A 26,010-nucleotide genomic window follows, 5' to 3' on the forward strand; every position below is an offset into this window, starting at 1 on the left:
CTACGCCTCCCGGCGCACCTCGATCACCCGGAACCGGCTCGCCACGAACGCCCCGTCGCACAGCGCGGAGTTGGCCGCGGGGTTGCCGCCCGAGCCGTGGAAGTCGGAGAACGCGGCCGTCTGGTTCACGTACACCCCGCCGACCAGGTTCAGCGACAGCTGCGCCGCCTCTTCCAGGCAGACCTCCTCGACGGCGCGCTCCACGTCGGCGTCCACGGTGTACGCCCCGACGGTCATCGCGCCCTTGTCCCGCACCGTCCGCCGCAGCAGCTCCACCGCGTCGGCGGCCGAGTCGACGGCGACGGCGAAGGACACCGGGCCGAAGCACTCGCTCATGTACGCGGCCTCGTCGTCCGGCTTGGCGCCGTCCAGCTTGACGATCACCGGCGTCCGGACGACCGCGTCCGGGAACTCGGGGTCGGTGATCTCCCGGGACGCGAGGGCGACCTCGCCGAGACCGGCGGCGGCCTCCAGACGGGCCTTGACGTCGGGGTTGACGATCGCGCCGAGCAGCGCGCCCGCGCGGGCGTCGTCGCCGAGCAGGCCGTCGACCGCGCGGGCGAGGTCGGCGACCACCTCGTCGTAGGTCCGGGGGCCCTCCTCGGTGCGGATGCCGTCCCGGGGGATCAGCAGGTTCTGCGGGGTCGTGCACATCTGGCCGCTGTAGAGGGACAGCGAGAAGGCCAGGTTGGAGAGCATGCCCTTGTAGTCGCCGGTCGACTCGACCAGCACGGTGTTGACGCCGGCCTTCTCGGTGTAGACCTGCGCCTGCCGGGCGTTGGCCTCCAGCCAGTCACCGAAGGCGGTGGAACCGGTGTAGTCGATGATCCTGATGTCGGGGCGGGTCGCCAGGGTCTTGGCGATGCCCTCGCCGGGGCGTTCCGCGGCCAGGGCCACCAGGTTCGGGTCGAAGCCGGCCTCGGCGAGAACCTGGCGGGCGACCTGCACGGTGAGCGCGAGCGGCAGCACCGCGCGCGGGTGCGGCTTCACGAGGACCGCGTTGCCGGTGGCGAGGGAGGCGAACAGGCCCGGGTAGCCGTTCCACGTCGGGAACGTGTTGCAGCCGATGACCAGGGCGGTCCCGCGCGGGACCGGCCTGAACGTCTTGGTCAGGGCGAGCGGGTCGCGCTTGCCCTGCGGCTTGGTCCACTCGGCGGTGTCGGGGGTGCGGACCTGCTCCACGTACGCGTACGCCACGGCCTCCAGGCCGCGGTCCTGGGCGTGCGGGCCGCCCGCCTGGAACGCCATCATGAAGGCCTGGCCGCTGGTGTGCATGACCGCGTGCGCGAACTCGTGCGTGCGGTCGCTGATCCGCTTGAGGATCTCCAGGCACACCACCGCCCGCGCCTCCGCGCCCGCGTCGCGCCAGGCGGCCTGCCCGGTGCGCATCGCGGGCAGCAGGGTGTCGATGTCGGCGTGCGGGTAGGTCACGCCCAGCTCGATGCCGTAGGGGGATACCTCGCCGCCGACCCAGTCGTCGGTGCCGGGCTGGCCGAGGTCGAGGCGGGTGCCGAGGAGGGCGTCGAAGGCGGCCTTGCCGGCCGCCGCGTCCAGGCTGCCGTGCTCGCCGTAGGCCTTGGGGTGCTCGGGGTGCGGCGACCAGTACGCGCGCGTGCGGATCGCCTCGAGCGCCTGGTCAAGCGTGGGCCGGTGCTTGGCGATCAGCTCGTGCACGGTGAGTTCGGCGGTCATGCGGGACCAACTCCTCGTCTGATGAGCTCCCCTTCGAGCTCATGACCTGGGCGGAAACGGCCGGACAGAGTTAGAGTAACCGAACGATCGGTCGGGACAAGGGGGCCTGCCGCATCTGTGGAAAACCCCGTGCGGGAGGATCGCGCACATGACAGCACTCGACCTCAGCAGCCCCGTGGGCGTCGCCGGCGCCGGCACCATGGGCCAGGGCATCGCCCAGGTCGCACTCGTCGCGGGCCATCCCGTTCGGCTGTACGACGCCGTCCCGGGACGGGCCGGGGACGCGGCCTCGGCGATCGGCGCCCGCCTCGACCGGCTCGTCGAGAAGGGGCGGATGACGGCCGCCGACCGGGACGCGGCCCGCGCGCGGCTGCTGCCCGCCGGGGAACTCACCGAGTTCGCGGACTGCGGCCTGGTGGTGGAGGCCGTCCTGGAGCGGCTGGAGGCCAAGCAGGAGCTGTTCCGGGCCCTGGAGGACATCGTCGGCGAGGACTGCCTGCTCGCCACCAACACCTCCTCCCTGTCGGTGACGGCCGTCGGAGGCGGCCTGCGCGCCGCCTCCCGCCTCGTGGGCCTGCACTTCTTCAACCCGGCCCCGCTGATGCCGCTGGTCGAGGTGGTCTCCGGGTTCGCCACCGACGTCACGTCGGCCACGCGCGCGTACGAGACCGCCCGCGCCTGGGGCAAGACGCCGGTCGCCAGCGCGGACACCCCCGGCTTCATCGTCAACCGCATCGCGCGGCCCTTCTACGCCGAGGCGTTCGCGGTCTACGAGGCGCAGGCCGCCGACCCGGCCACCATCGACGCGGTGCTGCGCGAGTGCGGCGGCTTCCGCATGGGCGCCTTCGAACTGACCGACCTGATCGGCCAGGACGTCAACGAGTCCGTCACCCACTCCGTGTGGCAGGCGTTCTTCCAGGACGTCCGCTTCACGCCCTCCCTGGCCCAGCGCAGGCTCGTCGAGTCCGGCCGCCTGGGCCGCAAGACCGGGCAGGGCTGGTACGACTACGAGGACGGCGAGGAGCGTGCCGAGCCGCACACCGCGGAGCCCGCCGACCGGCCCGCCTACGTCGTCGCCGAGGGAGGCATGGGCCCGGCGGCCGAACTGCTCGCGATGATCCGCGAGGCGGGCATCCAGGTCCGCGAGGAGGACGAGGACCACGGCACCCGCCTGGTGCTGCCCAGCGGCGGCCAGCTGGTCCTCGCCGACGGCCAGACCTCCGTGGAGTTCCGTGACGTCGTCTACTTCGACCTCGCGCTCGACTACCGCCGCGCCACCCGCGTCGCCCTGTCCGCCGGCCACGAGACCCTGCCGCAGACGCTGAGGGAGTCGATCGGCCTCTTCCAGGCGCTCGGCAAGCAGGTCAGCGTCATCGGCGACGTCCCCGGCATGATCGTGGCCCGCACGGTCGCCCGGATCGTCGACCTCGCCCACGACGCGGTCGCCAAGGGCGTCGCCACCGAGGAGGACATCGACACCGCGATGCGGCTGGGCGTCAACTACCCGCTCGGCCCCTTCGAGTGGAGCCGCCGCCTGGGCCGCGGCTTCGCCTACGACCTCCTCGACGACCTGCACCTGCGCGACCCGAGCGGCCGTTACGCGCCCTCCCTCGCGCTCTACCGCCACGCCTACGCCACCGAGAAGCGGGAGGGCGCCTCGTGACCACCGCCAAGCGCGACACCTACACGCCCGAGACGCTGCTCTCGGTGGCCGTCCAGGTCTTCAACGAGCGCGGTTACGACGGCACCTCCATGGAGCACCTCTCCAAGGCGGCCGGCATCTCCAAGTCGTCGATCTACCACCACGTCGCCGGCAAGGAGGAGCTGCTGCGCCGCGCGGTCAGCAGGGCGCTGGACGGTCTGTTCGGGATCCTCGACGAGGAGCACGCGCGCGTGGGGGCCGCCGCCGACCGCCTGGAGTACGTCGTACGGCGCATGGTCGAGGTGCTGCTCTCGGAACTGCCCTACGTGACGCTGCTGCTGCGGGTGCGGGGCAACACCGGCACCGAGCGCTGGGCGCTGGAGCGGCGCCGGGACTTCGACCACCGGGTGGCCGAGCTGCTGAGGGCGGCGGCCGCCGAGGGGGACATAAGGGCGGACGTCGAGGTGCGGCTGGCGACCCGGCTGGTCTTCGGCATGGTCAACTCGATCGTCGAGTGGTACCGCCCGGACGGGCGCGGCGCGAGCGAGCGCGAGGTCTCCGACGCGGTGGTGCGGCTGGTCTTCTCCGGCCTGCGCGCGCACTGACGTCAGCTGCCGTCCGGATCCAGGTCCTCCTCCTCGAACACCAGCAGCGTGCGGGTGCTCAGCACCTCGGGGATGGCCTGGAGCCGGGTCAGCACCAGCTCGCGCAGCGCCTTGTTGTCGGGGGTGTGCACCAGGAGCAGCACGTCGAAGTCGCCGCCCACCAGGGCGATGTGCGAGGCGCCGGGCAGCTGGCGCAGCTGCTCGCGGACCGTGCGCCAGGAGTTCTGGACGATCTTCAGCGTGATGTAGGCGGAGGTGCCCTGGCCCGCCCGCTCGTGGTCCACGCGGGCGCCGAAACCGCGGATCACGCCGTCCTCGACGAGCCGGTTGATACGGGCGTAGGCGTTGGCGCGCGACACGTGGACGCGTTCGGCGACGGACCGTATCGACGCGCGGCCGTCCGCCTGGAGGATCTGCAGGATGTCCTGATCGATGACGTCCAGCGGGCGCGCGGGCGGCAGCGTGCCGCGGTCCCGCGGGCCCTCGGCCATTTGTTCAGGAGCCATGTCCCCCCGCCTTCCTGCCATGGACGTACTGCGTTCATTCCAGGTTGTGGAGAACCGTTTGTCCACAGCCTCATGCCGCCTGTAGCCAAAATGTGCCAACGACCGAACAATCGGTAGGTGAGACGGGTCACAGCCCGATCCGTCTCCCGTACCCCCACGAGGAGGTGCCGTCATGACGGTCATGGAGCAGCGCGGCGCGTACCGTCCGTCGCCGCCGCCCGCCTGGCAGCCCCGGACGGACCCCGCGCCGCTGCTGCCCGACGAGCGCCCGTACCGCGTCCTGGGAACGCCGGCGGCCGCCGAGGCCGACCCGGAACTGCTGCGCGGGCTCTACACCCGGCTCGTGCGCGGCCGCCGCTACAACGCGCAGGCCACCGCCCTCACCAAACAGGGCCGCCTCGCCGTCTACCCCTCCAGCACCGGCCAGGAGGCCTGCGAGGTCGCCGCCGCGCTCGCCCTCCAGGAGCGGGACTGGCTCTTCCCCAGCTACCGCGACACCCTCGCCGTCGTCGCCCGGGGCGTGGACCCCGTCGAGGCGCTCAGCCTGCTGCGCGGCGACCGGCACACCGGCTACGACCCCTACGCCCACCGGGTGGCCCCGCTCTGCACCCCGCTCGCCACCCAGCTCCCGCACGCCGTCGGCCTCGCCCACGCGGCCCGCCTCAAGGGCGACGACGTGGTCGCGCTCGCCATGGTCGGCGACGGCGGCACCAGCGAGGGCGACTTCCACGAGGCCCTGAACTTCGCCGCCGTCTGGCAGGCCCCGGTCGTCTTCCTGGTCCAGAACAACGGCTTCGCCATCTCCGTCCCGCTCGCCAAGCAGACCGCCGCCCCCTCCCTGGCCCACAAGGCCGTCGGGTACGGCATGCCGGGCCGCCTGGTCGACGGCAACGACGCGGTCGCCGTGCACGAGGTCCTGGGCGACGCCGTGCGGCACGCGCGCGAGGGCGGCGGCCCCACCCTCGTCGAGGCGGTCACCTACCGGGTCGACGCCCACACCAACGCCGACGACGCCACCCGCTACCGCGGCGACGCCGAGGTAGCGGCCTGGCGCGACCACGACCCGATCCTGCTGCTGGAGCGCGAGCTGACCGACCGCGGGCTGCTCGACGAGGAGACCGTCCGCCGCGCGCGCGAGGACGCCGAGACCATGGCCGCCGACCTGCGCGAGCGCATGAACCGCGACCCCGGGCTCGACCCCATGCACCTCTTCGACCAGGTCTACGCCGAGCCCACCCCCCAACTGCGTGAACAGCGCGCCCTGCTGCGGGCCGAGCTGGACGCCGAGCGGGAAGGCGGCGACCGATGACGACCGTCGCCGTCAAGCCCGCCACCATGGCGCAGGCCCTCACGCGCGCCCTGCGCGACGCGATGACCGCCGACCCCGCCGTGCACGTCCTGGGCGAGGACGTCGGCACCCTCGGCGGGGTCTTCCGGGTCACCGAAGGTCTCACCGCGGAGTTCGGCGAGACCCGCTGCACCGACACCCCCCTCGCCGAGGCCGGCATCCTCGGCACCGCCGTCGGCATGGCCATGTACGGACTGCGCCCGGTCGTCGAGATGCAGTTCGACGCCTTCGCCTACCCCGCCTTCGAGCAGCTCGTCAGCCACGTCTCCCGGATGCGCAACCGCACCCGCGGCCGGATGCCCCTGCCGATCACCGTCCGCGTCCCCTACGGCGGCGGCATCGGCGGCGTCGAGCACCACAGCGACTCCTCCGAGGCCTACTACATGGCCACCCCCGGCCTGCACGTCGTCACCCCCGCCACCGTCGCCGACGCCTACGGCCTGCTGCGTGCGGCCATCGCCTCCGACGACCCGGTGGTCTTCCTAGAACCCAAGCGCCTGTACTGGTCCAAGGACACCTGGAACCCCGAGCACCCGGCGGACGTCGAACCGATCGGCCGCGCGGCGGTGCGCCGGACCGGGCGCGGTGCCACGCTCATCACCTACGGCCCGTCCGTACCGGTCTGCCTCGAAGCCGCCGAGGCCGCCCAGGCGGAGGGCTGGGACCTCGAAGTCGTCGACCTGCGCTCCCTGGTGCCGTTCGACGACGAGACGGTCTGCGCGTCGGTACGGCGCACCGGGCGAGCGGTCGTCGTCCACGAGTCGGGCGGGTTCGGCGGACCGGGCGGGGAGATCGCGGCCCGGGTCACGGAGCGCTGCTTCCACCACCTGGAGGCGCCGGTGCTGCGCGTGGCCGGGTTCGACATCCCCTATCCGCCGCCGATGCTGGAGCGCCACCACCTGCCCGGCGTCGACCGCATCCTGGACGCGGTGGCGCGTCTGCAGTGGGAGGCCGAGGGCTGATGGCACAGGTGCTGGAGTTCAAACTGCCCGACCTCGGGGAGGGGCTCACCGAGGCGGTGATCGTCACCTGGCTGGTCCAGGTCGGCGAGGTCGTCGCGATCGACCAGCCGGTCGTCGAGGTCGAGACGGCCAAGGCGATGGTCGAGGTGCCCTGCCCCTACGGCGGCGTGGTCACCGCCCGCTTCGGCGAGGAGGGCGCCGAACTGCCGGTCGGCGCACCGCTGCTCACGGTCGCCGTCGGCGAACCGGCCGCGCTCCCCGAGCCCGAGGGCTCCGGCAACGTCCTGGTGGGCTACGGCACGGGGACACCGCCGGCCCGCCGCCCACGGGTCCGCGCCACCGCCCCGGATCGGGCCGACGGCACAACCGGCCGGGCCGCCGCCCCGGCCGACGGCGCAACCGGCCGGGCCGCCGCCCCCGAACGGGCCCCGCGCACCGCGGTCACGGAAGCGGCGCCCCACGCGCGTGTGCCCGCACCGCAGTTCCTCGCCGAGGGCCCCGTCCCGGTGATCTCCCCGCTGGTCCGCCGACTCGCCCGCGACAACGGCCTGGACCTGCGCCGGCTGGAGGGCTCGGGCCCCGAGGGGCTCATCCTCCGCGCCGATGTCGAGGACGCCCTGCGCGCCGGCGCGGCCCGCGCGACCTCCGCGGCCGCGCAGCCCGCGACCGCGCAGCCCGCGACCGCGCAGCCCGCGACCGCGCAGCCCGCGACCGCGCAGCCCGCGACCGCGCAGCCCGCGACCGCGGGCACCCGCACCCCGCTCAAGGGCATCCGGGGCGCGGTCGCCGACAAGCTCTCCCGCAGTCGCCGGGAGATCCCGGACGCCACCTGCTGGGTGGACGCCGACGCGACCGAGCTGATGCGCGCCCGCACCGCCATGAACGCGGCGGCGGGCCCGAGGATCTCCCTGCTCGCCCTCCTGGCCCGGATCTGCACGGCGGCTCTCGCCCGCCACCCCGAGCTGAACTCCTACGTCGACGTGGAGGCCCGCGAGATCGTCCGTCTCGACCACGTCCACCTGGGCTTCGCCGCCCAGACCGAGCGCGGCCTGGTCGTCCCCGTCGTCCGCGACGCCCACACCCGCGACGCCGAGTCGCTCACGGCCGAGTTCGCCCGGCTGACCGAGGCGGCCCGCACCGGCACCCTCACCCCGGCGGAACTCACCGGCGGCACCTTCACGTTGAACAACTACGGCGTCTTCGGCGTCGACGGCTCCACCCCGATCCTCAACCACCCCGAGGCGGCGATGCTGGGAGTGGGCCGCATAGTCCCCAAACCGTGGGTGCACGAAGGAGAGCTGGCGGTCCGGCAGGTGGTCCAGCTGTCGCTGACCTTCGACCACCGGGTCTGCGACGGCGGCACGGCGGGCGGCTTCCTGCGCCACGTGGCCGACTGCGTGGAGAACCCGGCGGTCCTGCTCCGCACGCTCTAACCGCTCCACCCCGGCGGGGGAGGCCGCCCGGGCGCACCCCGCCCCCCTGTGTTCCCCGTGATCGGAAAGCCCCCCATACTCGAAAGGTGACCGCCACCGACCCACCGCCCCACGACGCGATCGTGTTGGCCGGCGGCGCCGCCCGGCGCCTCGGCGGGGCCGACAAACCCTCCGTGCGGGTAGGCGGCCGGCCCCTCCTGGACCGCGTCCTCGCGGCCTGCGCGGACGCCCGGCGGACCGTCGTCGTGGCAGCCCCCCGCCCCACCTCCCGCCCGGTCCACTGGACCCGCGAGGACCCCCCGGGCGGTGGCCCGGTCGCCGCCCTCGACGCCGGGCTGCGCCACACCGGCGCCGCCTGCGCCGTCGTCCTCTCCGCGGACCTGCCGTTCCTCGAAGCGGCCACCGTGCGAAGGCTGTTGTCGGCTCTGCACACCTCCGGCGCCGACGCCGCACTGCTCACCGACGCCGACGGCCGGGACCAGCCCCTCGTCGCGGCCTACCGCACGGAGCCGCTGCGCCGCGCCCTGTCGGCCCTCGCCGAAGGCGGTCACGGCCTCACCGGCCTCCCCCTGCGGCGGCTCACCGCCGCACTGAACCTCACCCGCGTCCCGGACCCCCTCGCGTCCTTCGACTGCGACACCTGGGACGACATCGCCGACGCCAGGGCACGCATCAGGGAGCATGGGCACGTGTTGGATGAATGGATCTCCGCAGTCAAGGACGAGCTGGGCATCGACCTGGACGTCGACACCGGCGTCCTGCTCGACCTGGCCCGGGACGCCGCGCACGGCGTGGCCCGCCCCGCCGCCCCGCTGACCACCTTCCTCGTCGGCTACGCGGCCGCGCGGGCGGAGGGCGGCCCCGAGGCGGTCGCCGAGGCCGCCCGCAAGGCCGCCGCGCTGGCCCTGCGCTGGGAGGAAGAGGCGGGCGCCGGGCAGCCGGCCGCGGAGAAGCCGGCCTCCGACAGTCCCGACCCCGGGCCCGGCCGGTGAGCGCCCCCGGTATCCGGGCAGGCGACACCGAGGACGATCTCGACGTCGAGGAGGCACTCGCCCTCGTGAGAGAGCCCAGAGAGCCCAGAGAGCCCAGAGAGCCCAGAGAGCCCGGGGACTCCCGGGAGACCCGAGGAGGGGCGGCCCCCGCCGCCTCCCACGGCGAGCACGCGCACGGCGCCCCGTCGGCGCACCGCCACCGCGCCACCCCCTGGCCCCAGGCCCGCGAGATCGCCGCCCGTGCCGTACGGACCGGCGCCCGCCGGACCCTCGCCTCCGTGCCACTGGCCGACGCCCTGGGCCTGACCCTCGCCGCCCCGCTGGACGCCCTGACCGACCTGCCCTCCTTCGACACCTCCGCGATGGACGGCTGGGCGGTGGCGGGCCCCGGCCCCTGGGACGTCCGCGACGAGGGCGTGCTGGCCGGGCACACCCAGCCCCGGCCGCTCACCGACGGCGAGGCGGTCCGGATCGCCACCGGTGCCCGGGTCCCCGCGGACGCCACCGCGGTACTGCGCAGCGAGCACGGCCGTACCGACGCCCAGGGCCGGCTGCACCCCACCCGTGAGACGGTCCACGGCCAGGACATCCGTCCGCGCGGCCAGGAGTGCCGTACCGGCGACCAGTTGCTGCCCGTCGGCACCCTGGTCACCCCGGCCGTGCTCGGGCTCGCCGCCGCCGCCGGATACGACACCGTCACCGCCGTCCCCCGGCCCCGCACCGAAGTCCTGGTCCTGGGAGACGAGTTGCTCACCGCGGGGCTCCCGCGCGACGGGCTGATCCGGGACGCGCTCGGCCCGATGCTCCCGCCGTGGCTGCGCGCGCTCGGCGCCGAGGTGACCGCCGTACGCCGGCTCGGGGACGACGCCAAGGCCCTGCGCAAGGCGATCACCGCGTCGACGGCCGAGCTCGTCGTCACCACGGGCGGCACCGCGTCCGGCCCGGTCGACCACGTCCACCCCACTCTGGAGCGGATCGGCGCCGAACTCCTCGTCGACGGAGTGAAGGTGCGTCCGGGCCACCCCATGCTGCTGGCCCGCACCAAGCCGGACCAGCACCTCGTCGGGCTCCCGGGCAACCCCCTCGCCGCCGTCTCCGGACTGCTCACCCTCGCCGAACCCCTGCTGCGCACCCTCGCCGCCCGCCCGGCCCCCGAGCCGTACACCCTGCCGCTGACGGAGACGACGCACGGGCACCCGTACGACACCCGGCTCGTGCCGGTGGTCCTGCGCGGCGCTACCGCCGTGCCGCTGCACTACAACGGCCCCGCGATGCTCCGGGGTGTCGCCGCCGCGGACGCGCTCGCGGTCGTGCCGCCGGGCGGGGTGCGCCAGGGCGAGGAGACGGAACTACTGGACCTTCCGTGGGCCACCGCGGGTATCGGGGTGTGTTTCACGTGAAACTTCCGGGCCACGACGCCATAGCCCGCCAGGCGGACGAACACCTGGTGACCCATCGGGTGGAACTGCCGAGGAAGGTGGTGGAGCGTCCGATCCGGCAGGTCGCCAAGCGGCTCTCGCTGGCCCTGCTGGTGCTGGTCGCCACCGCGCTGATCGTCTACGCCGACCACGAAGGCTACAACGACACCTCGGACGGCTCCGTCGACCTCCTCGACGCCTTCTACTACGCGACCGTCACCCTCTCCACCACCGGCTACGGCGACATCACCCCGGTGAGCGACGGCGCCCGGCTCACCAACATCTTCGTCATCACGCCGCTGCGCGTGCTGTTCCTGATCATCCTGGTCGGCACCACGCTCGAAGTCCTCACCGAACGCACCCGGGAGGAATGGCGCCTGAACCGCTGGAGGTCCACCTTGCGCGAGCACACCGTCGTCGTCGGGTTCGGCACGAAGGGGCGGTCGGCCGTCCAGACCGTCTGTGCGACCGGCCTGAAGAAGGAGCAGGTCGTGGTCGTCGACCCCAGCTCCAAGGCGGTCGAGGCGGCCACCGCCGAGGGATACGCCGGGGTCGTCGGGGACGCCACCCGCAGCGATGTGCTCAGGCGGGCCGAGGTGCACCGGGCCCGGCAGATCATCATCGCGACCCAGCGCGACGACACCGCCGTCCTGGTCACCCTGACGGCCCGCCAGATCAACAGGGGCGCGAAGATCGTGGCCGCGGTCCGCGAGGAGGAGAACGCGCCGCTGCTCAAGCAGTCCGGCGCCGACGCCGTCATCACCAGCGCCAGCGCGGCCGGCCGGCTGCTCGGCCTCTCCGTGCTCAGCCCCGCCGCCGGCATGGTCATGGAGGACCTCATCCAGCAGGGCAGCGGCCTCGACCTGGTGGAGCGCCCGGCGGTCAAGGCCGAGGTCGGCAAGAGCCCGCGCGAGACGGCCGACCTGGTGGTCAGCGTCGTCCGCGGGCACCGGGTGCTCGGCTACGACGATCCGGGCGTCGGGACCATCGAGCCGACCGACCGTCTGATCACCATCGTGCGGGCCTCCCCGGGCAACCAGGTCGCGCCGGACATCCGGCCGATGCCGCGCGCCTGACCGGGCGAGCGGCCGGTACCGTCGCCGTCCGGGTCCGCCGGGCCGGGGAGTAGCGTCGCGTCCATGCATGCGATCACGATTCCCGAACCTGGTGGGCCCGAGGCGCTGGTGTGGGACGAGGTCCCCGATCCCGTGCCCGGCGAGGGCGAGGTGCTGGTCGAGGTGGTGGCCAGCGCCGTCAACCGCGCCGACATCATGCAACGGCAGGGCTTCTACGACCCGCCGCCGGGCGCGTCCGTGTACCCCGGTCTGGAGTGCGCGGGGCGGATCGCCGCGCTCGGCCCCGGAGTCTCCGGCTGGTCGGTCGGCGACGAGGTGTGCGCGCTGCTCGCGGGCGGCGGCTACGCGCAGAAGGTCGCCGTCCCGGCCGGGCAGCTGCTGCCGGTGCCCGAGGGCGTGGACCTGAAGCAGGCGGCCGCGCTGCCCGAGGTGGCCTGCACGGTCTGGTCGAACGTCTTCATGATCTCCCACCTGCGGCCGGGCGAGACGCTGCTGGTGCACGGCGGCTCCAGCGGCATCGGCACCATGGCGGTCCAGCTGGGCAAGGCGGTCGGCGCCAGGGTCGCGGTCACCGCGGGGACGAAGGAGAAGCTGGACTTCTGCGCCGGGCTGGGCGCGGAGATCCTCGTCAACTACCGCGAGCAGGACTTCGTCGCCGAGGTGCGGGAGGCCACCGGCGGCGCGGGTGCCGACGTCATCCTCGACAACATGGGCGCCAAGTACCTGGACCGGAACGTGACGGCGCTCGCCGTCAACGGCCGGCTCGCGATCATCGGCCTCCAGGGCGGTGTCAAGGGCGAGTTGAACATCGGCGCGATGCTCGGCAAGCGCGCCGCGATCAGCGCGACCTCGCTGCGCGCCCGTCCGCTCGCCGAGAAGACGGCGATCGTCGCGGCGGTACGGGAGCACGTGTGGCCGCTGATCGCCCAGGGCCACGTCCGCCCGGTCGTCGACCGGGAGCTGCCGATGGCGGGGGCCGCGCGGGCACACCGCCTGGTGGAGGCGAGCGAGCACATCGGCAAGGTCCTGCTGGTCGCCCCTTAGCGAATCACGCCCCGCGGAGTCGGCGCGGATCACGTCCTCGCAGGGCGCTCAGTCCCTTCGCACGCGCAGGGCGACGAAGGCGAGGCCGAGGCCGAGGCCGATCAGGACGAGGCCGCTGCCCAGCGGAAGGATGTGCGGCACGGACCCGGAGGCGCCGTCCTCGCCGTCGGGGGCCAGGGCCTGGTGCGCGGGGTCGGGCTGGGGCTGGGGTGCCGTGGGGTCCGGTCCGGTGTCCTGGGCCGGCTGCGCGGAGCCGGCGGCCGGGGTCTCGGCGCCGGCCTGCTCCGGCTCGCTCGTGGGCGCCGCCGTCCCCTCGGTTTCGTCCTCGTCCTCGTCGTCCCCCTCGACCCGGACGGCCGGCCCCTGGGGCCGCCCCGGCCGCACCCGGCCCTCGCCGGCCAGGGTCCCGGCCCGGGACGGCTCGGGGGTGGCCGAGGCGCTGGCGGAGTCCGAGGGCAGGGGCTCGGGGTCGTAGGCGGCCGCCGTGCCGTGCGGCAGCAGGGCCGCCGCGAGGACGAGCAGCAGACGAACGAGCGCGAGCCGTACACCGCCGGGGGTGGGTCGCGGCCTTGGAGTCACGTCGGTGACCTCCTGGAACACAGTCGTCGGAGCCGACGGTCACCAGCTTCACATTCGCCCGCGAACCCGGCATTTCCTGTTCGGCCGATGGAGGGTCGGGCCCGGCCCGCGCCCGGCCCGGAACGGTGGATCCGTCCCAACGGGGGGCGCCACGGTGGTGAGGTGTACGGGTGCGAGAGAATGACGGCATGGAGATGCCGAGGAACGAAAGGTCGCCCGAGAACCCCCAGATCCTGGTCGTGGGCCAGGACGGGATGGCGCTCGGCGGCGGCAACGGGGACGAGGACTCCCGCGAGATCCCGGTGACGGAGATGGTGGAACAGCCCGCCAAGGTCATGCGGATCGGCAGCATGATCAAGCAGCTCCTGGAGGAGGTGCGCGCCGCTCCTCTCGACGAGGCCAGCCGGGTCCGGCTCAAGGAGATCCACGCCAGCTCCGTGAAGGAGCTGGAGGACGGGCTGGCGCCGGAGCTGGTGGAGGAGCTGGAGCGGCTCTCGCTGCCGTTCACCGAGAACTCGACGCCGTCCGACGCGGAACTGCGCATCGCGCAGGCCCAGCTGGTGGGCTGGCTGGAGGGCCTCTTCCACGGGATCCAGACGACCCTGTTCGCCCAGCAGATGGCCGCCCGCGCCCAGTTGGAGCAGATGCGGCGCGCGCTGCCGCCGGGCGTCGGCCACGAGGGCGAGGAGCAGGGCCCGGCCGGTCGCTCCGGCGGGCCGTACCTCTAGTACCCCGGTCCCCGGCGGACCCCGGGTCGCCGGAGGACAGACCCCGATCCGCGGAACCACCGAGACGGCGAAGGGCCCGGCGCATCGAGCGCCGGGCCCTTCCTATGTGCGCGGGTCCGCTGCGGGCCGTGGGCCCGCGGCGCGGCTCAGCCGGTCGCCGGGTTGCCCGTGGACACCTTGAGCTCGATGGTCGGCATGTCCTCGGGGTCGACGTCCGTGCCGGAGGACGGGAACTGGTCCATGATCGTGCCGTCGCCGTAGGTGTTCTCGTCCACGTAAGTGATCTTCATCTGCCAGCCGGCGGCCTGGAAGCACTCCTTGACCGACTTGATGTACTTGAACTTGAAGTTCGGCACCTGGATCTTGTCCGGGTCGTCGTACGACTCCTGCGGCTCGGTGCACTCGGTCTTCTCGATGGTCTTCGAGGTGTCCGGCCCGCGGTAGCCCGACGCGTGCGAGGCCGACGCGCTCGCGCTGCTGCCACCGGTTCCCCCGGTGCTGCCCGTCCCGCCGCCGTTCAGCGCCAGTACGGCGATCAACCCGACCACCGCGACCAGCGACACCACGACCGCCCCGATGACCACCGGCCGGTTCCCCTTGCCGCCACCGCCGCCGGAGCCGGAGATCGCGGTCTGGGGCGTGAGGCTGTACGGCGGCGGGGTCGACGCGCCCGGCTGGGCGTACCCGGCCGGGGTCTGGTAGGCCGCCTGCTGCGGATAGCCGTAGGCCGGTGCGCCGGCCGGGCCGGGCGCCGGGGTCCCGTACGGGTTCGGCGCCGGCTGGTAGGGCGTCTGCACCGGGCCGGTGGGCGCCGGGGTGGCCTGGCCGACCGGCGGGAACACGGCGGAACCGACGCCGGAGCCGCTCTGCGGCTGCGGGACGCCGGGCACGATGCTGGGCGCGGCCGGCTGCAGGGAGGCGGCCACCCGCAGGCACTCGTCGCGCATGGACTCGGCGGTCGGGAAGCGCTCGTTCGGGTTCTTCTTCAGGGCGCGGGCGATCAGCGCGTCCACGGCCGGCGGCAGCGCGCGGTTGATCGAGGAGGCCGCGACCGGCTCCTCCTGGACGTGCGCGTAGGCGATCGCCAGCGGGGAGTCCGCGTCGAACGGCAGCCGGCCGGTGACCAGCTGGAACAGCATGATGCCGACCGAGTACAGGTCGGAGCGGGCGTCCACGCCCCGGCCCAGCGCCTGCTCCGGGGAGAGGTACTGCGGGGTGCCGACGACCATGCCGGTCTGGGTCATCGAGGTGACCCCGGACTGCATGGCGCGGGCGATGCCGAAGTCCATCACCTTGACGACCGCGCGCTTGGTCATCATCACGTTGCCCGGCTTGATGTCGCGGTGGACCAGGCCCATCTCGTGGCTGATCTCCAGCGCGGCCAGCACGTCGGCGGTGATCTTCAGCGCCTTGTCGGCGGGCATCGCGCCGTGCTGACGTATGTCCGCCTCCAGCACGGAGCCGAGCGGACGTCCCTCGATGTACTCCATGACGATGTACGGCATCGTCGAGCCGTCCAGCTCGTCCTCGCCGGTGTCGAAGACGGAGACGATGTTGGTGTGGGTGAGCTTGGCCACTGCCTGGGCCTCGCGGCGGAAACGCTCGCGGAAGGCCTGTTCCCGGCCGAGTTCGGTGTGCAGGGTCTTGATCGCGACCTGGCGGTCGAGGACGGCGTCGTAGGCCAGGTGCACGGAGGCCATGCCGCCCTCGCCGAGCAGGTCGCGCAACTGATAGCGGCCGCCCGCAAGAGCCCGCCCCGCGTAACGGCCCTGTGTGCCGTCCTGGCTCATTTTCCCCGCCCCCGCTGGGTACTCAGGCACCCTTGTTGATCGAATGTCTCATTCCCGGCCAAGTCTGCCCCAGGGCACTGACACGTCAAGCGCGGTGCCCGTTCCGTGACCGTACGCGAAGGAAGAGTCGCGGAAGCGTTACAGCGGCCGTACGCCCGGTACACAGAATTTGCACGACGGTGCGTGGTACGGGTTTCATGGCCGGTCCGTCCACCGGCCGGAACCCGGACCTGAGGGTTGCCCCGAGGCTGTAGCGTGGCCGACGGAGACCGTGACAACACCGCGCGCACCGCGGGCAGAAACGACGGCGAGGACCGATGGCACAGACGCACAGCGCCCAGGGCCCGTCCGACCCCGAGGCGACTGGCGGCGGTATGTCAGACGCGCCGGAGATGTGGGGCAACCAGGGCCTGGTCGGCGACGGCCGGTACCGGCTGACCCATCGGCTCGGGCGGGGCGGTATGGCCGAGGTGTTCGCGGCCGAGGACGTACGGCTGGGCCGGACGGTGGCCGTCAAGCTGCTGCGCGCCGACCTCGCCGAGGACCCGACCTCCAAGGCCCGCTTCACCCGCGAGGCACAGTCGGTCGCCGGGCTCAACCACCACGCGATCGTCGCCGTCTACGACTCCGGCGAGGACGTCGTCGGCGGCCAGTCGGTGCCGTACATCGTGATGGAGCTGGTCGAGGGCCACACCATCCGCGACCTGCTGATCAGCTCGGAGGCGCCGGGCCCCGAGCAGGCCCTGATCATCGTCTCCGGGGTACTGGACGCGCTGGCCTACTCGCACCAGCACGGCATCGTGCACCGGGACATCAAACCGGCCAACGTGATCATCACGCAGACCGGTTCCGTCAAGGTGATGGACTTCGGCATCGCCCGCGCCCTGCACGGCGCGTCCACGACGATGACGCAGACCGGCATGGTCATGGGCACGCCCCAGTACCTCTCCCCGGAGCAGGCCCTCGGCAAGGCCGTCGACCACCGCTCCGACCTCTACGCCACCGGCTGCCTGCTGTACGAACTCCTCGCGCTGCGGCCCCCGTTCATCGGCGAGACCCCGCTGTCGGTGGTCTACCAGCACGTCCAGGACATCCCGGTGCCGCCGTCCCAGAGCTCCGAGGCCACCGCCCCGCCGGAGCTGGACGGCCTGGTCATGCGCTCGCTCGCCAAGGAACCCGACGACCGCTTCCAGACCGCCGAGGAGATGCGCGGCCTGGTCCAGTACGGCCTGCAGATGCTGTACGACCAGGGCGCCCACACCGGCACCTGGAACACCGGCCCGGTCACCGTGCACGACGCCCGGCACACCCCGCCCGGCGGCTTCGCCGGGACGACCGTGATGCCGCACCAGGCGGCCGCCGGGACCACCCAGATCCCGCAGCCGATCCTGCCCCAGGGCTACGGCAACGGCGACGACGGCGGCTTCGAGGGACACGGCAACCAGGGCAGCGGCCGCGGCAAGCTGTGGATCCTGGCCGTCCTCGCGGTGATCGCCGTCGCGGCGGGCGTCGCCCTGGCGCTGAACGGCAGCGGGGGCGGCGACGGCGGCGCGGGCAGCACGCAGTCGCCGACCACCTCGCAGACCACCGAGGACGAGAGCGCCAGCGCGAGCCCGTCCGACGAGGCGAGCGACACGGCCACGGACACGGAGACCGACAACAGCGGCTCGGGCACCGGCAACAACAACGGGTACACGCCGTCCCAGACCCCGTCGTACACCCAGTCCCAGACGCAGAGCAGCGAGCCGAGCAGCGAGCCGAGCGACACGACGACCTCCTCGGAGCCGACCGACACCGCCAGTTCCCCGGAGACCCAGCCCTCCGACACGACCGGCACGGACGGCGGCACCGGCGACGACGGCGGCACGATCGCCGGCACCGGCGTGGGCGGCGGTTGAAGGACACATTCGGCGACGCCCTTCATCGGCTGAGCCGGCGCGCCCCCCGACCCGACGACGACGGCGCCCTTCGGCGGACGAAGGGCGCCGTCGCCGTGCGGGGACGGTCCTGCCGGGCAGGCCGTGCGGGGAGGGCCGGGCCGTCGGACGTCAGGCCGTGAACGCGTCGCACACCGCGTCGTACTCCCTGGTCCACCACACGGCGAGGGCCGAGGCGGCCGGGAACTGCGGGTCCGCGCGGGTGTCGCCGCGCTCGTAGTGCCAGCGCAGCATCCAGAAGTCGTTCAGCCGCTCCCACCACACGCGGTGCACGGCCGCGGCCAGCTCCGAGGGCGTGGCGCCGGCCGCGCGCCGGTACGCGCGCGCGTACGCCCGCACCTTCCGCAGGTCGAGCGCGCCCGCCGGGCGGACGAAGAAGATCGCCGCGGCGCGCACCGCCTCCTCCGCGCGGGGCTGCACACCGAGCCGGTCCCAGTCGACGATCGCGGCGGGCGCGTCGTCGTCCTTGTAGAGCAGGTTGAAGGGGTGGAAGTCGCCGTGCACCCAGCCGACCGAGCCACCGCGCGGCGGGCGCCGGCCGGCGTGCTGCTCCAGCAGCGCGCGGCGCTCCAGCAGCCGGTGGCGGGCGAGTTCGTCGAAGGCGTCGGCGGGCCGGTGCCGCCGCACCTGGGCGAGCAGGTCGTCGATGAGCGCGAAGGTGTCGGCCGGGTCCGCGCTCTTTACGGGGTGGGGGCTCGTGGCCGGGCGGGTACGGCCCTTGGGCGGCATCACCTGCTCCAGGCAGGCGTGTACGGCGCCCAGGATCGCGCCGAGCCGCGCGCACTCGCCGCGCGTGAGCTGGCCGCCGTTCCGGTGCCGGCCGTCGATCCAGGGGTGCAGCGCGTAGGCGTGGCCGCCGACCACGGCGACCGTACGGCCCTCGCGGTGGGCGAGCGGCGGGACGACCGGGACGCCCAGCGCGGCCAGCCGCTCGGTGGCCTGGTTCCGGCGCTCGATGGCGGCCGGGTCGGCGGTGTCCGGATCGGAGTGGTGCTTGAGGAAGTAGCGGCCGCGGGTGGTGCAGAGGCGGTAGCCGCGGTTGAGCAGGCCCTGTTCGACGGGCTCGCAGGCGAGCGCGGTACCGGCGGAGTACAGCCGGAGCAAGGGCTCCAACGGGGGCGCGTGGGGCACGGGGGGTGGTACACATAAGGGCGGCACGCGCCAGATGCTAGGGCACCCCATGCCCCTGTGAGCTGGGGATCGTCGCAGACAGTCGCTGTTGGTCGCTTTCGGTCACGCGGTGGACCGTGACCGACCCGGGTGTGACGCCAGTCCGGACGCGAAGTCTTCCCGTTGTCCGGTCCGGCGGGATAACGTGCCGTTGCTCCGGCCTCCTGCAAGGCTGTGACCAGCGACCTTTGGGCCAGCGTCGAAATACTAGGAAACCCAAGCAAAAAATACTTGGATTTCCAAGCAAAAACGCAGGTCAAGAGGGGTTTCACAGAAATGTGGAGCACTGGGTAACGTGCATGTTGCAGGGCGCTCGCCGGGGCACCTGTCACGCCTGTTCCCGGCCGAGTGGCACCCACCCCGTGCCACGGGTGTCGGAGCAGGTGAGCCGCACTGGTTCACCCGGCAACCCCGGGGGCCGGACCGACGGAGGAGCACACGTGACCGTGGACAGCAGTGCCGCGAGCAAGCCGCGACGCAGCGCCGCAGGCAAAGCCGGTACCACCGGCGGCAAGACCGGCACCAAGCGCACCACCCGCACCGCCAGTCGTACCACCGCCAAGCAGAGCACCGAACCCCAGCTCGTGCAGCTGCTGACCCCCGAGGGCAAGCGGGTCAAGAACGCCGAGTACGACGCGTACGTCGCCGGGATCACCCCCGACGAGCTGCGCGGCCTGTACCGCGACATGGTGCTCACCCGCCGCTTCGACGCCGAGGCCACCGCCCTGCAGCGGCAGGGCGAACTGGGCCTGTGGGCGTCCCTGCTCGGCCAGGAGGCCGCCCAGATCGGGTCCGGCCGCGCCACCCGCGAGGACGACTACGTCTTCCCGACCTACCGCGAGCACGGCGTCGCCTGGTGCCGCGGGGTCGACCCGACCAACCTGCTGGGCATGTTCCGAGGCGTCAACCACGGCGGCTGGGACCCCAACAGCAACAACTTCCACCTCTACACGATCGTCATCGGCTCCCAGACGCTGCACGCCACCGGCTACGCCATGGGCATCACCATGGACGGCGCCGACTCGGCGGTCGTCGCCTACTTCGGCGACGGCGCCTCCAGCCAGGGCGACGTCGCCGAGGCCTTCACCTTCTCCGCGGTCTACAACGCGCCCGTGGTGTTCTTCTGCCAGAACAACCAGTGGGCGATCTCCGAACCCACCGAGAAGCAGAGCCGGGTGCCGCTCTACCAGCGTGCCCAGGGCTTCGGCTTCCCCGGCGTCCGCGTCGACGGCAACGACGTGCTGGCCTGCCTCGCCGTCACCAAGTGGGCGCTGGAGCGCGCCCGCAGCGGCGAGGGCCCGACCCTCGTCGAGGCGTACACCTACCGGATGGGCGCCCACACCACCTCCGACGACCCCACCCGCTACCGGGGCGACGAGGAGCGGCTGTCCTGGGAGGCCAAGGACCCGATCCTGCGCCTGCGCCGGTACCTGGAGGCCGCAAACCACACGGACGAGGGATTCTTCGCGGAACTGGAGGCCGAGTCCGAGGCGTTGGGCAGGCGAGTGCGCGAAGCGGTACGGGCCATGCCGGACCCGGACAACTTCGCCATCTTCGAGAACGCGTACGCCGACGGCCACGCGCTCGTGGACGAGGAACGGGCCCAGTTCGCCGCCTACCAGGCGTCGTTCGCGGACGTAGAGGGGGGTAACTGAGATGGCCGACACCACGACTTCCCAGAAGATGCCGCTGGCCAAGGCGATCAACGAGTCGCTGCGCCACGCCCTGGAGGCCGACCCCAAGGTCGTCGTCATGGGCGAGGACGTCGGCAAGCTCGGCGGCGTCTTCCGGGTCACCGACGGACTCCAGAAGGACTTCGGCGAGAGCCGGGTCATCGACACCCCGCTCGCCGAGTCCGGCATCGTCGGTACGGCCATCGGCCTGGCCCTGCGCGGCTACCGCCCGGTGGTGGAGATCCAGTTCGACGGCTTCGTCTTCCCGGCCTACGACCAGATCGTCACCCAGCTCGCCAAGATGCACGCCCGCTCGCTCGGCAAGGTCAAGATGCCGGTCGTCGTCCGCATCCCCTACGGCGGCGGCATCGGCGCGGTCGAGCACCACTCCGAGTCCCCGGAGACCCTGTTCGCGCACGTCGCGGGTCTCAAGGTGGTCTCCCCGTCCAACTCCTCGGACGCCTACTGGATGATGCAGCAGGCCATCCAGAGCGACGACCCGGTGATCTACTTCGAGCCCAAGCGCCGTTACTGGGACAAGGGCGAGGTCGACACCGAGGCCATCCCCGGACCGCTGCACAGGGCGCGCGTGGTCCGCGAGGGCACCGACGTCACCCTGGCCGCCTACGGTCCGATGGTGAAGCTCTGCCAGGAGGCCGCCGACGCGGCGGCCGAGGAGGGCAAGTCCCTGGAGGTCCTCGACCTGCGCTCGGTCAGCCCCCTCGACTTCGACGCCGTCCAGGCCTCGGTCGAGAAGACCCGCCGCCTGGTCGTGGTCCACGAGGCACCGGTGTTCTTCGGTTCGGGCGCGGAGATCGCCGCCCGCATCACCGAGCGCTGCTTCTACCACCTGGAGGCCCCGGTCCTCAGGGTCGGCGGCTACCACGCGCCGTACCCGCCGGCCCGCCTGGAGGAGGAGTACCTTCCGGGCCTGGACCGGGTGCTCGACGCCGTCGACCGTGCCCTGGCGTACTGAGGAGAGGGTCGTGACGACGATGACGGACACGTCAGTGCGCGAGTTCCGGATGCCGGACGTCGGCGAGGGACTCACCGAGGCCGAGATCCTCAAGTGGTACGTCCAGCCCGGCGACACGGTGACCGACGGACAGGTGGTGTGCGAGGTCGAGACCGCGAAGGCGGCCGTCGAACTCCCCATCCCCTACGACGGGATCGTGCGCGAACTCCGCTTCGCCGAGGGCACCACGGTCGACGTGGGCACGGCGATCATCGCGGTGGACGTGAGCGGCGGTGCCGCCACCCCGGCCGCCGAGCCCGAGGTCCGGCAAACGCCGGAGAAGACGCCGGAGAGGACGCCGGAGAAGGCCTCCGAGAAGGCACCGGAGAAGAAGCCGGAGGGCCGTCAGCCGGTCCTCGTCGGCTACGGCGTCGCCGCCTCCTCCACCAAGCGCCGCCCGCGCAAGGGCCCCGAGGTCCCGGTCCAGGCGGCGGTCCAGACCGAACTGAACGGCCACGGCGGCGCCCCCGCGCAGGCCCCGGCGCAGCGCCCGCGCCCGCTGGCGAAGCCGCCGGTGCGCAAGCTGGCGAAGGACCTGGGCGTCGACCTGGCGGCGGTGACCCCGTCCGGCCCGGACGGCGTCATCACCCGCGAGGACGTCCACGCGGCGGTCCCGGCCCCGGCTGCGGCCGTTGCCGAGGCCCCTGAGACGGCGGCGGCGGTGGCTCCGTCGCCCGCCGAGGCGCCCGCCGCCTCGTACGACGGCGTGCGCGAGACCCGCGTCCCGATCAAGGGCGTGCGCAGGGCGACGGCCGCGGCGATGGTCGGCTCGGCGTTCACGGCCCCGCACGTCACGGAGTTCGTGACGGTGGACGTGACCCGCACCATGCGGCTGGTGGAGGAGCTCAAGCAGGACAAGGAGCTGCAAGGTCTCCGGGTCAACCCCCTCCTGCTCATCGCCAAGGCGCTGCTGGTCGCCGTCCGGCGCCACCCGGACATCAACGCGTCCTGGGACGAGGCGAACCAGGAGATCGTCCTCAAGCACTACGTCAACCTCGGCATCGCCGCGGCCACCCCGCGCGGCCTGATCGTCCCGAACATCAAGGACGCGCACGCCAAGAACCTCCCGCAACTGGCCGAGGCGCTCGGTGAGCTGGTGGGCACGGCGAAGGAGGGCAGGACCTCACCGGCCGCGATGCAGGGTGGCACGGTGACCATCACCAACGTCGGTGTCTTCGGCATCGACACCGGCACGCCGATCCTCAACCCGGGCGAGGCGGCGATCCTCGCGGTCGGCGCGATCAAGCTCCAGCCGTGGGTCCACAAGGGCAAGGTGAAGCCCCGCCAGGTCACCACCCTGGCGCTGTCCTTCGACCACCGCCTGGTCGACGGCGAGCTGGGCTCCAAGGTGCTGGCGGACGTCGCGGCGATCCTGGAGCAGCCGAAGCGGCTGATCACCTGGGGGTAGGGGCACGTAAGGTCGAGAGGGCGGGCGGTCGCAAGTTTGGGTTGCGACCGCCCGCTCTCTTTTCGTTCACGCCCTGTGTCTCGTTCACCGCTCTCAGGGCCGGCTGAGCACGTAGACCGGCGCCCCGTCCTGCGCCCCGCCCCGCGGGCGGATGCAGGCGTGCTTGCGCAGCAGCCGCAGACACTCGTTGACCCGGTGCACGGTCAGCCCCGTACGGGCCGCGATCGATTCGAGCGGCTCGCACAGCTCACCCCGCTCGACGAGCACGGGAGCGATGACGACGGCCACCGTCCACACGTCCTCGGTCACCGACAGCCGCTGCCGCCAGTCGGCGAGTACGGACTCGGTGGTCGGCAGCGCGAGAGGTGGGCCGTAGGGCGTACGACGTTCGAGGACGAGCGCGTCGAGCCGGTCGGCGATCCGCTCCATCGCCCGGACCATGGCCTGTTGCACGGCGAGTGCGGCCTTCTACGTGGCCAGGCTCTCCCGCTGGGTGTCCAGCGTCTCCTTCTGAAGCGAGATCGATTCGCGCTGGCCGTTGGCCAACTGCTCGTCCAGCTGAAGGTTGTGCGCCTCAAGCCGGACGATGGCCTCGGCGACCTGCTCCGGCATGGCGTACGCGATGGGCGCGCCCGGTTCGGCCGGCTGCACCTCGGCCTCTTCGAGAGTGTAGGAACCCTCTCGCTGCACGGTCTCGATGACTTCGGCGGCCCACTGCTTGAAGGGGGCGCAGGCGGGTTTCGTACAGCCGTTGACGAGAATGATCAGGCCCTGGAGATCGATGAGATTCATGTCTCGACGCCACTCCCTACCTGCGGGAATGCTGAGAGCGTGACCTCCAGTCACGGTCTCAAGAATCTCTCGATGCATCTCCGGGACGTGATCTGCCAGAGCCTTGCTCGGAGTGGTGTACCCGAGTTCCTTGCACACATCCACCGCCGGGAACCAGTGCGTCCCGTCCGGCATGGTGAGCCGTCGTACCCGGGCTCCGGTCGCCGCGTAGACGAAGTCGCTGATGTCGATGGCCTCGTGGCGGCCGACGGGTTTCGCTTGCTTGCTGGGTTCGTTCATCTGAACCACCTCCGCCGCGGAACCTAGGACGGAAGAAATCGAATATGCCAGCAAAACCGTGATGTTCATGAATGCGAAGGAAGAACTCGCGTTCTGCTGCGCCGGGCTGGTGGGTTGTGGAAACCCCCTGCCGAGGACTGAGAGGGAGGCGAGAGCGTGACCTCCAGTCCCTCTCTCGTCTCTCGCTGACCTGCGCGAACGCTGAGACCGTAAGTTCTGCTTACGGTCTCGCGGAATCTCTCGCAGCCGCGATCAGACGTCAGTGCTGCCGACCATGCCGACGGGAGGCTCAGGGTCGGTGGCGAGAGAATTGATCGTCTTCACCAGTGGCTTTACGGCGTTGCCCTCTCGGGTTCGGAGTCCTGAGTGGGGCACACGTCGGGGAACGAGGCGATGTCGAGTTCTGCCCAGACGCTCTTCCCGACAGTGAGTTTCTCCACGGACCAACGGGCGGCGAGCGTGCGGACGATGAGCAGCCCGCGCCCGAACTGGTCGCCGGGCGCCGGGCGGAAGCCGGGGTCCGGTAGCCGTTCGCCCCTCGGGTCGGTGACCGAGACGCGGAGTGCGGTGCCCGTGAGCGAGGTCTCCACGCGGAACAGCCGATCCCGCAGGCATCCGTGCAGTACCGCGTTCGTGCACAACTCGCTGGCCAGCAGAGCGGCGTCACCGGCTGCGGCGGGGTGGCCCCAGGCGACGGCGAGTTGGGCGACGTGTCTGCGGGCGCGGGGGATGTTCTCGGGGAACGGGGTGTAACTGACGTCGTCGTAGCGGACGTACGACTTCGGGGATTCAGGAGGGCGACAGTCGGTCACGGAAACCTCCGGAGACTTGGAGTGGGGGGCTTCGTCGCGCGGTGTGCGTCCGGGCAGCACGGTGCGCCTTCGCCGATCGTTTCGGTGCGTGGCGTCTTGGCAACAGAAGGTAACGGAAGTCGCCGCCGCTTGTACATGCAGTCCCAGGGAAATATGTCCCCGAAAGTCCTTGCGGCTGTGCCGCGTCCCGCTGCACACTGAGCGCGACTCGGGAGGTACGTCACGTGACCGCTGGCCAGTTCACGCGCGGCAATCGTGTATCCACTGTTCTCGCCCGCAAGTTGGGGGGTGAGCTGATGCGATTGCGCGACGAGGCCGGCCTCACCCAACCGCAGGCTGCGACTGCGCTCTCTGCCACCGCTGCCAAGGTCGCCAAGATGGAACGCGGGTGGGTCCCCGTTCGCGATCCTGATGTTCGGATTCTGTGCGATCTGTACGGTGTCGCCGGACAGAAGGTCGTGGACCGTCTGCTGAACCTCGCCAGGACCGACCGTGAGCGCCGGAAGGCCAAGGGGTGGTGGAACCAGCACCCGGTGTTGCGTTCCCTCGTGGAATACGTTGCCCTGGAAGACATCGCGACCGGTATCCGTACCTGGCAAGGGGCCTTCGTTCCGGGGCTGCTGCAGACCCCGGACTATGCAAGGGCTCTGGCGGTCGGAAACGCAGACTGGGAGGACCCGGACGACATCGAACGCTTCGTCGAGGCCAAGATCGCTCGACAGGCACGGTTGACCGACGGCACCCCGCTGACTCTCTGGGCGCTCGTGGGAGAAGGCGCGCTACGGCAACTCGTGGGAGGCCGGGAGGTGATGAGCGCACAGTTGGCACACCTGGTGGAGTCGTCACGTCTCTCCAACGTCAGGCTCCAGGTGGTCCCTTTCGTCGCCGGCTCCCACCCTGGCATGACCAGCTCTTTCAACATCGTTTCGTTCGCTGAACCCGGCGCGATGGACGTGGTCTACATGGACACGACCTCGTCTACGCTGTGGCTGGAGAGCGAGACGGATGCCGTGCGTCACAACGTCACGTTCGAGCGGATCGCCAGGAGCGGGCTCGCTCTTCATGATTCCGTCGCGTTGATCGAACGCATTCATGAGGAGTTGTGAGCC

General features: G+C 72.2%; 21 protein-coding genes and 1 pseudogene. 15 read left to right on the forward strand and 7 right to left on the reverse strand.

All coding sequences use genetic code 11. From position 1 onward, the window contains the following. Entirely contained in the window at positions 1-1,692 is a 1,692-nt protein-coding gene (gene paaN / locus ACZ619_RS30855; protein ID WP_469605803.1) for a phenylacetic acid degradation protein PaaN, read from the reverse strand. 148 nt (positions 1,693-1,840) lie between these two features. Between paaN and ACZ619_RS30860 the strand changes: the two genes are divergently transcribed. Both ACZ619_RS30860 and ACZ619_RS30865 read left to right on the forward strand, forming a co-directional pair. Beyond that, the gene (locus tag ACZ619_RS30860) at positions 1,841-3,355 is read left to right on the forward strand and encodes a 3-hydroxyacyl-CoA dehydrogenase (RefSeq protein ID WP_469605806.1); all 1,515 of its coding nucleotides are present in this window, start codon (positions 1,841-1,843) and stop codon (positions 3,353-3,355) included. Beyond that, positions 3,352-3,939, forward strand: a complete 588-nt coding sequence (locus ACZ619_RS30865; protein WP_469605809.1) for a TetR/AcrR family transcriptional regulator — start codon at positions 3,352-3,354, stop codon at positions 3,937-3,939. The genes ACZ619_RS30860 and ACZ619_RS30865 overlap by 4 nt, the downstream gene beginning before the upstream one ends. Before the next feature lie 2 nt (positions 3,940-3,941). On the opposite strand, the gene ACZ619_RS30870 is transcribed toward ACZ619_RS30865, so the two are convergent. Further along, positions 3,942-4,445 carry an Lrp/AsnC family transcriptional regulator gene (locus ACZ619_RS30870; protein WP_469605812.1) on the reverse strand — a complete coding sequence of 168 codons (504 nt, stop codon included), beginning with the start codon at positions 4,443-4,445 and terminating at the stop codon, positions 3,942-3,944. A 172-nt stretch (positions 4,446-4,617) separates the two neighbouring features. Between ACZ619_RS30870 and pdhA (ACZ619_RS30875) the strand changes: the two genes are divergently transcribed. The 7 genes from pdhA (ACZ619_RS30875) to ACZ619_RS30905 all read left to right on the forward strand — a co-directional run bounded on the left by pdhA (ACZ619_RS30875) (position 4,618) and on the right by ACZ619_RS30905 (position 12,718). Next, entirely contained in the window at positions 4,618-5,754 is a 1,137-nt protein-coding gene (pdhA, locus tag ACZ619_RS30875; protein ID WP_469605814.1) for a pyruvate dehydrogenase (acetyl-transferring) E1 component subunit alpha, read from the forward strand. After that, positions 5,751-6,755 carry an alpha-ketoacid dehydrogenase subunit beta gene (locus ACZ619_RS30880; protein WP_469605817.1) on the forward strand — a complete coding sequence of 335 codons (1,005 nt, stop codon included), beginning with the start codon at positions 5,751-5,753 and terminating at the stop codon, positions 6,753-6,755. Before pdhA (ACZ619_RS30875) ends, ACZ619_RS30880 begins: the two co-directional genes overlap by 4 nt. Continuing rightward, entirely contained in the window at positions 6,755-8,188 is a 1,434-nt protein-coding gene (locus tag ACZ619_RS30885) for a dihydrolipoamide acetyltransferase family protein (RefSeq protein ID WP_469605819.1), read from the forward strand. The genes ACZ619_RS30880 and ACZ619_RS30885 overlap by 1 nt, the downstream gene beginning before the upstream one ends. Before the next feature lie 86 nt (positions 8,189-8,274). Next, positions 8,275-9,180 (forward strand): NTP transferase domain-containing protein, encoded by a 906-nt coding sequence (locus ACZ619_RS30890; protein ID WP_469605822.1) that lies wholly within the window; start codon positions 8,275-8,277, stop codon positions 9,178-9,180. Further along, a complete protein-coding gene (locus tag ACZ619_RS30895) occupies positions 9,177-10,580 on the forward strand; it encodes a molybdopterin molybdotransferase MoeA (RefSeq protein ID WP_469605824.1) in 1,404 nt (467 codons plus the stop codon). The genes ACZ619_RS30890 and ACZ619_RS30895 overlap by 4 nt, the downstream gene beginning before the upstream one ends. Next, complete coding sequence (locus tag ACZ619_RS30900) at positions 10,577-11,674, forward strand: potassium channel family protein (RefSeq protein ID WP_469605827.1); 1,098 nt, start codon at positions 10,577-10,579, stop codon at positions 11,672-11,674. Before ACZ619_RS30895 ends, ACZ619_RS30900 begins: the two co-directional genes overlap by 4 nt. Positions 11,675-11,737: 63 nt before the next feature. Next, positions 11,738-12,718, forward strand: coding sequence for an NAD(P)H-quinone oxidoreductase (locus ACZ619_RS30905; RefSeq protein WP_469605830.1), 981 nt, complete (start codon positions 11,738-11,740; stop codon positions 12,716-12,718). 48 nt (positions 12,719-12,766) lie between these two features. Here ACZ619_RS30905 and ACZ619_RS30910 read toward each other — a convergent pair whose 3' ends face one another. Beyond that, positions 12,767-13,297: a hypothetical protein gene (locus ACZ619_RS30910; RefSeq protein ID WP_469605833.1), complete on the reverse strand. Its 531-nt coding sequence runs from the start codon at positions 13,295-13,297 to the stop codon at positions 12,767-12,769. 188 nt (positions 13,298-13,485) lie between these two features. Between ACZ619_RS30910 and ACZ619_RS30915 the strand changes: the two genes are divergently transcribed. After that, the gene (locus tag ACZ619_RS30915) at positions 13,486-14,025 is read left to right on the forward strand and encodes a bacterial proteasome activator family protein (RefSeq protein WP_469605835.1); all 540 of its coding nucleotides are present in this window, start codon (positions 13,486-13,488) and stop codon (positions 14,023-14,025) included. A gap of 146 nt (positions 14,026-14,171) precedes the next feature. Here the strand turns inward: ACZ619_RS30915 and ACZ619_RS30920 are convergent, their stop codons facing one another. Further along, on the reverse strand, positions 14,172-15,815 hold the full coding sequence (locus ACZ619_RS30920) for a Stk1 family PASTA domain-containing Ser/Thr kinase (protein ID WP_469605838.1): 1,644 nt from the start codon (positions 15,813-15,815) through the stop codon (positions 14,172-14,174). Positions 15,816-16,132: 317 nt separating this feature from the next. Here ACZ619_RS30920 and ACZ619_RS30925 point away from each other — a divergent pair, with 317 nt between their 5' ends. Continuing rightward, positions 16,133-17,713, forward strand: a complete 1,581-nt coding sequence (locus ACZ619_RS30925; RefSeq protein WP_469605841.1) for a protein kinase domain-containing protein — start codon at positions 16,133-16,135, stop codon at positions 17,711-17,713. A gap of 150 nt (positions 17,714-17,863) precedes the next feature. On the opposite strand, the gene ACZ619_RS30930 is transcribed toward ACZ619_RS30925, so the two are convergent. After that, positions 17,864-18,934: a phosphotransferase gene (locus ACZ619_RS30930; protein ID WP_469605844.1), complete on the reverse strand. Its 1,071-nt coding sequence runs from the start codon at positions 18,932-18,934 to the stop codon at positions 17,864-17,866. 428 nt (positions 18,935-19,362) lie between these two features. On the opposite strand from ACZ619_RS30930, the gene pdhA (ACZ619_RS30935) reads away from it, so the two are divergent. Genes pdhA (ACZ619_RS30935) through ACZ619_RS30945 form a run of 3 tightly spaced genes read left to right on the forward strand, consistent with a single transcriptional unit; the run spans position 19,363 to position 23,018 of the window. Next, on the forward strand, positions 19,363-20,577 hold the full coding sequence (gene pdhA / locus ACZ619_RS30935) for a pyruvate dehydrogenase (acetyl-transferring) E1 component subunit alpha (protein WP_469605846.1): 1,215 nt from the start codon (positions 19,363-19,365) through the stop codon (positions 20,575-20,577). Position 20,578: 1 nt separating this feature from the next. Then, positions 20,579-21,571, forward strand: coding sequence for an alpha-ketoacid dehydrogenase subunit beta (locus ACZ619_RS30940; protein ID WP_469605848.1), 993 nt, complete (start codon positions 20,579-20,581; stop codon positions 21,569-21,571). 10 nt (positions 21,572-21,581) lie between these two features. Further along, on the forward strand, positions 21,582-23,018 hold the full coding sequence (locus tag ACZ619_RS30945; protein WP_469605851.1) for a dihydrolipoamide acetyltransferase family protein: 1,437 nt from the start codon (positions 21,582-21,584) through the stop codon (positions 23,016-23,018). A 93-nt stretch (positions 23,019-23,111) separates the two neighbouring features. On the opposite strand, the pseudogene ACZ619_RS30950 reads toward ACZ619_RS30945, so the two are convergent. Continuing rightward, positions 23,112-24,089, reverse strand: a pseudogene (locus ACZ619_RS30950) (BRO-N domain-containing protein). A 332-nt stretch (positions 24,090-24,421) separates the two neighbouring features. Continuing rightward, a complete protein-coding gene (locus tag ACZ619_RS30955; RefSeq protein WP_469605854.1) occupies positions 24,422-24,901 on the reverse strand; it encodes an ATP-binding protein in 480 nt (159 codons plus the stop codon). A 224-nt stretch (positions 24,902-25,125) separates the two neighbouring features. On the opposite strand from ACZ619_RS30955, the gene ACZ619_RS30960 reads away from it, so the two are divergent. Next, positions 25,126-26,007 carry a helix-turn-helix domain-containing protein gene (locus tag ACZ619_RS30960; protein WP_469605857.1) on the forward strand — a complete coding sequence of 294 codons (882 nt, stop codon included), beginning with the start codon at positions 25,126-25,128 and terminating at the stop codon, positions 26,005-26,007. Positions 26,008-26,010: the final 3 nt, after the last annotated feature.

The sequence above is a fragment of the Streptomyces sp. NPDC104367 genome, assembly GCF_055583825.1.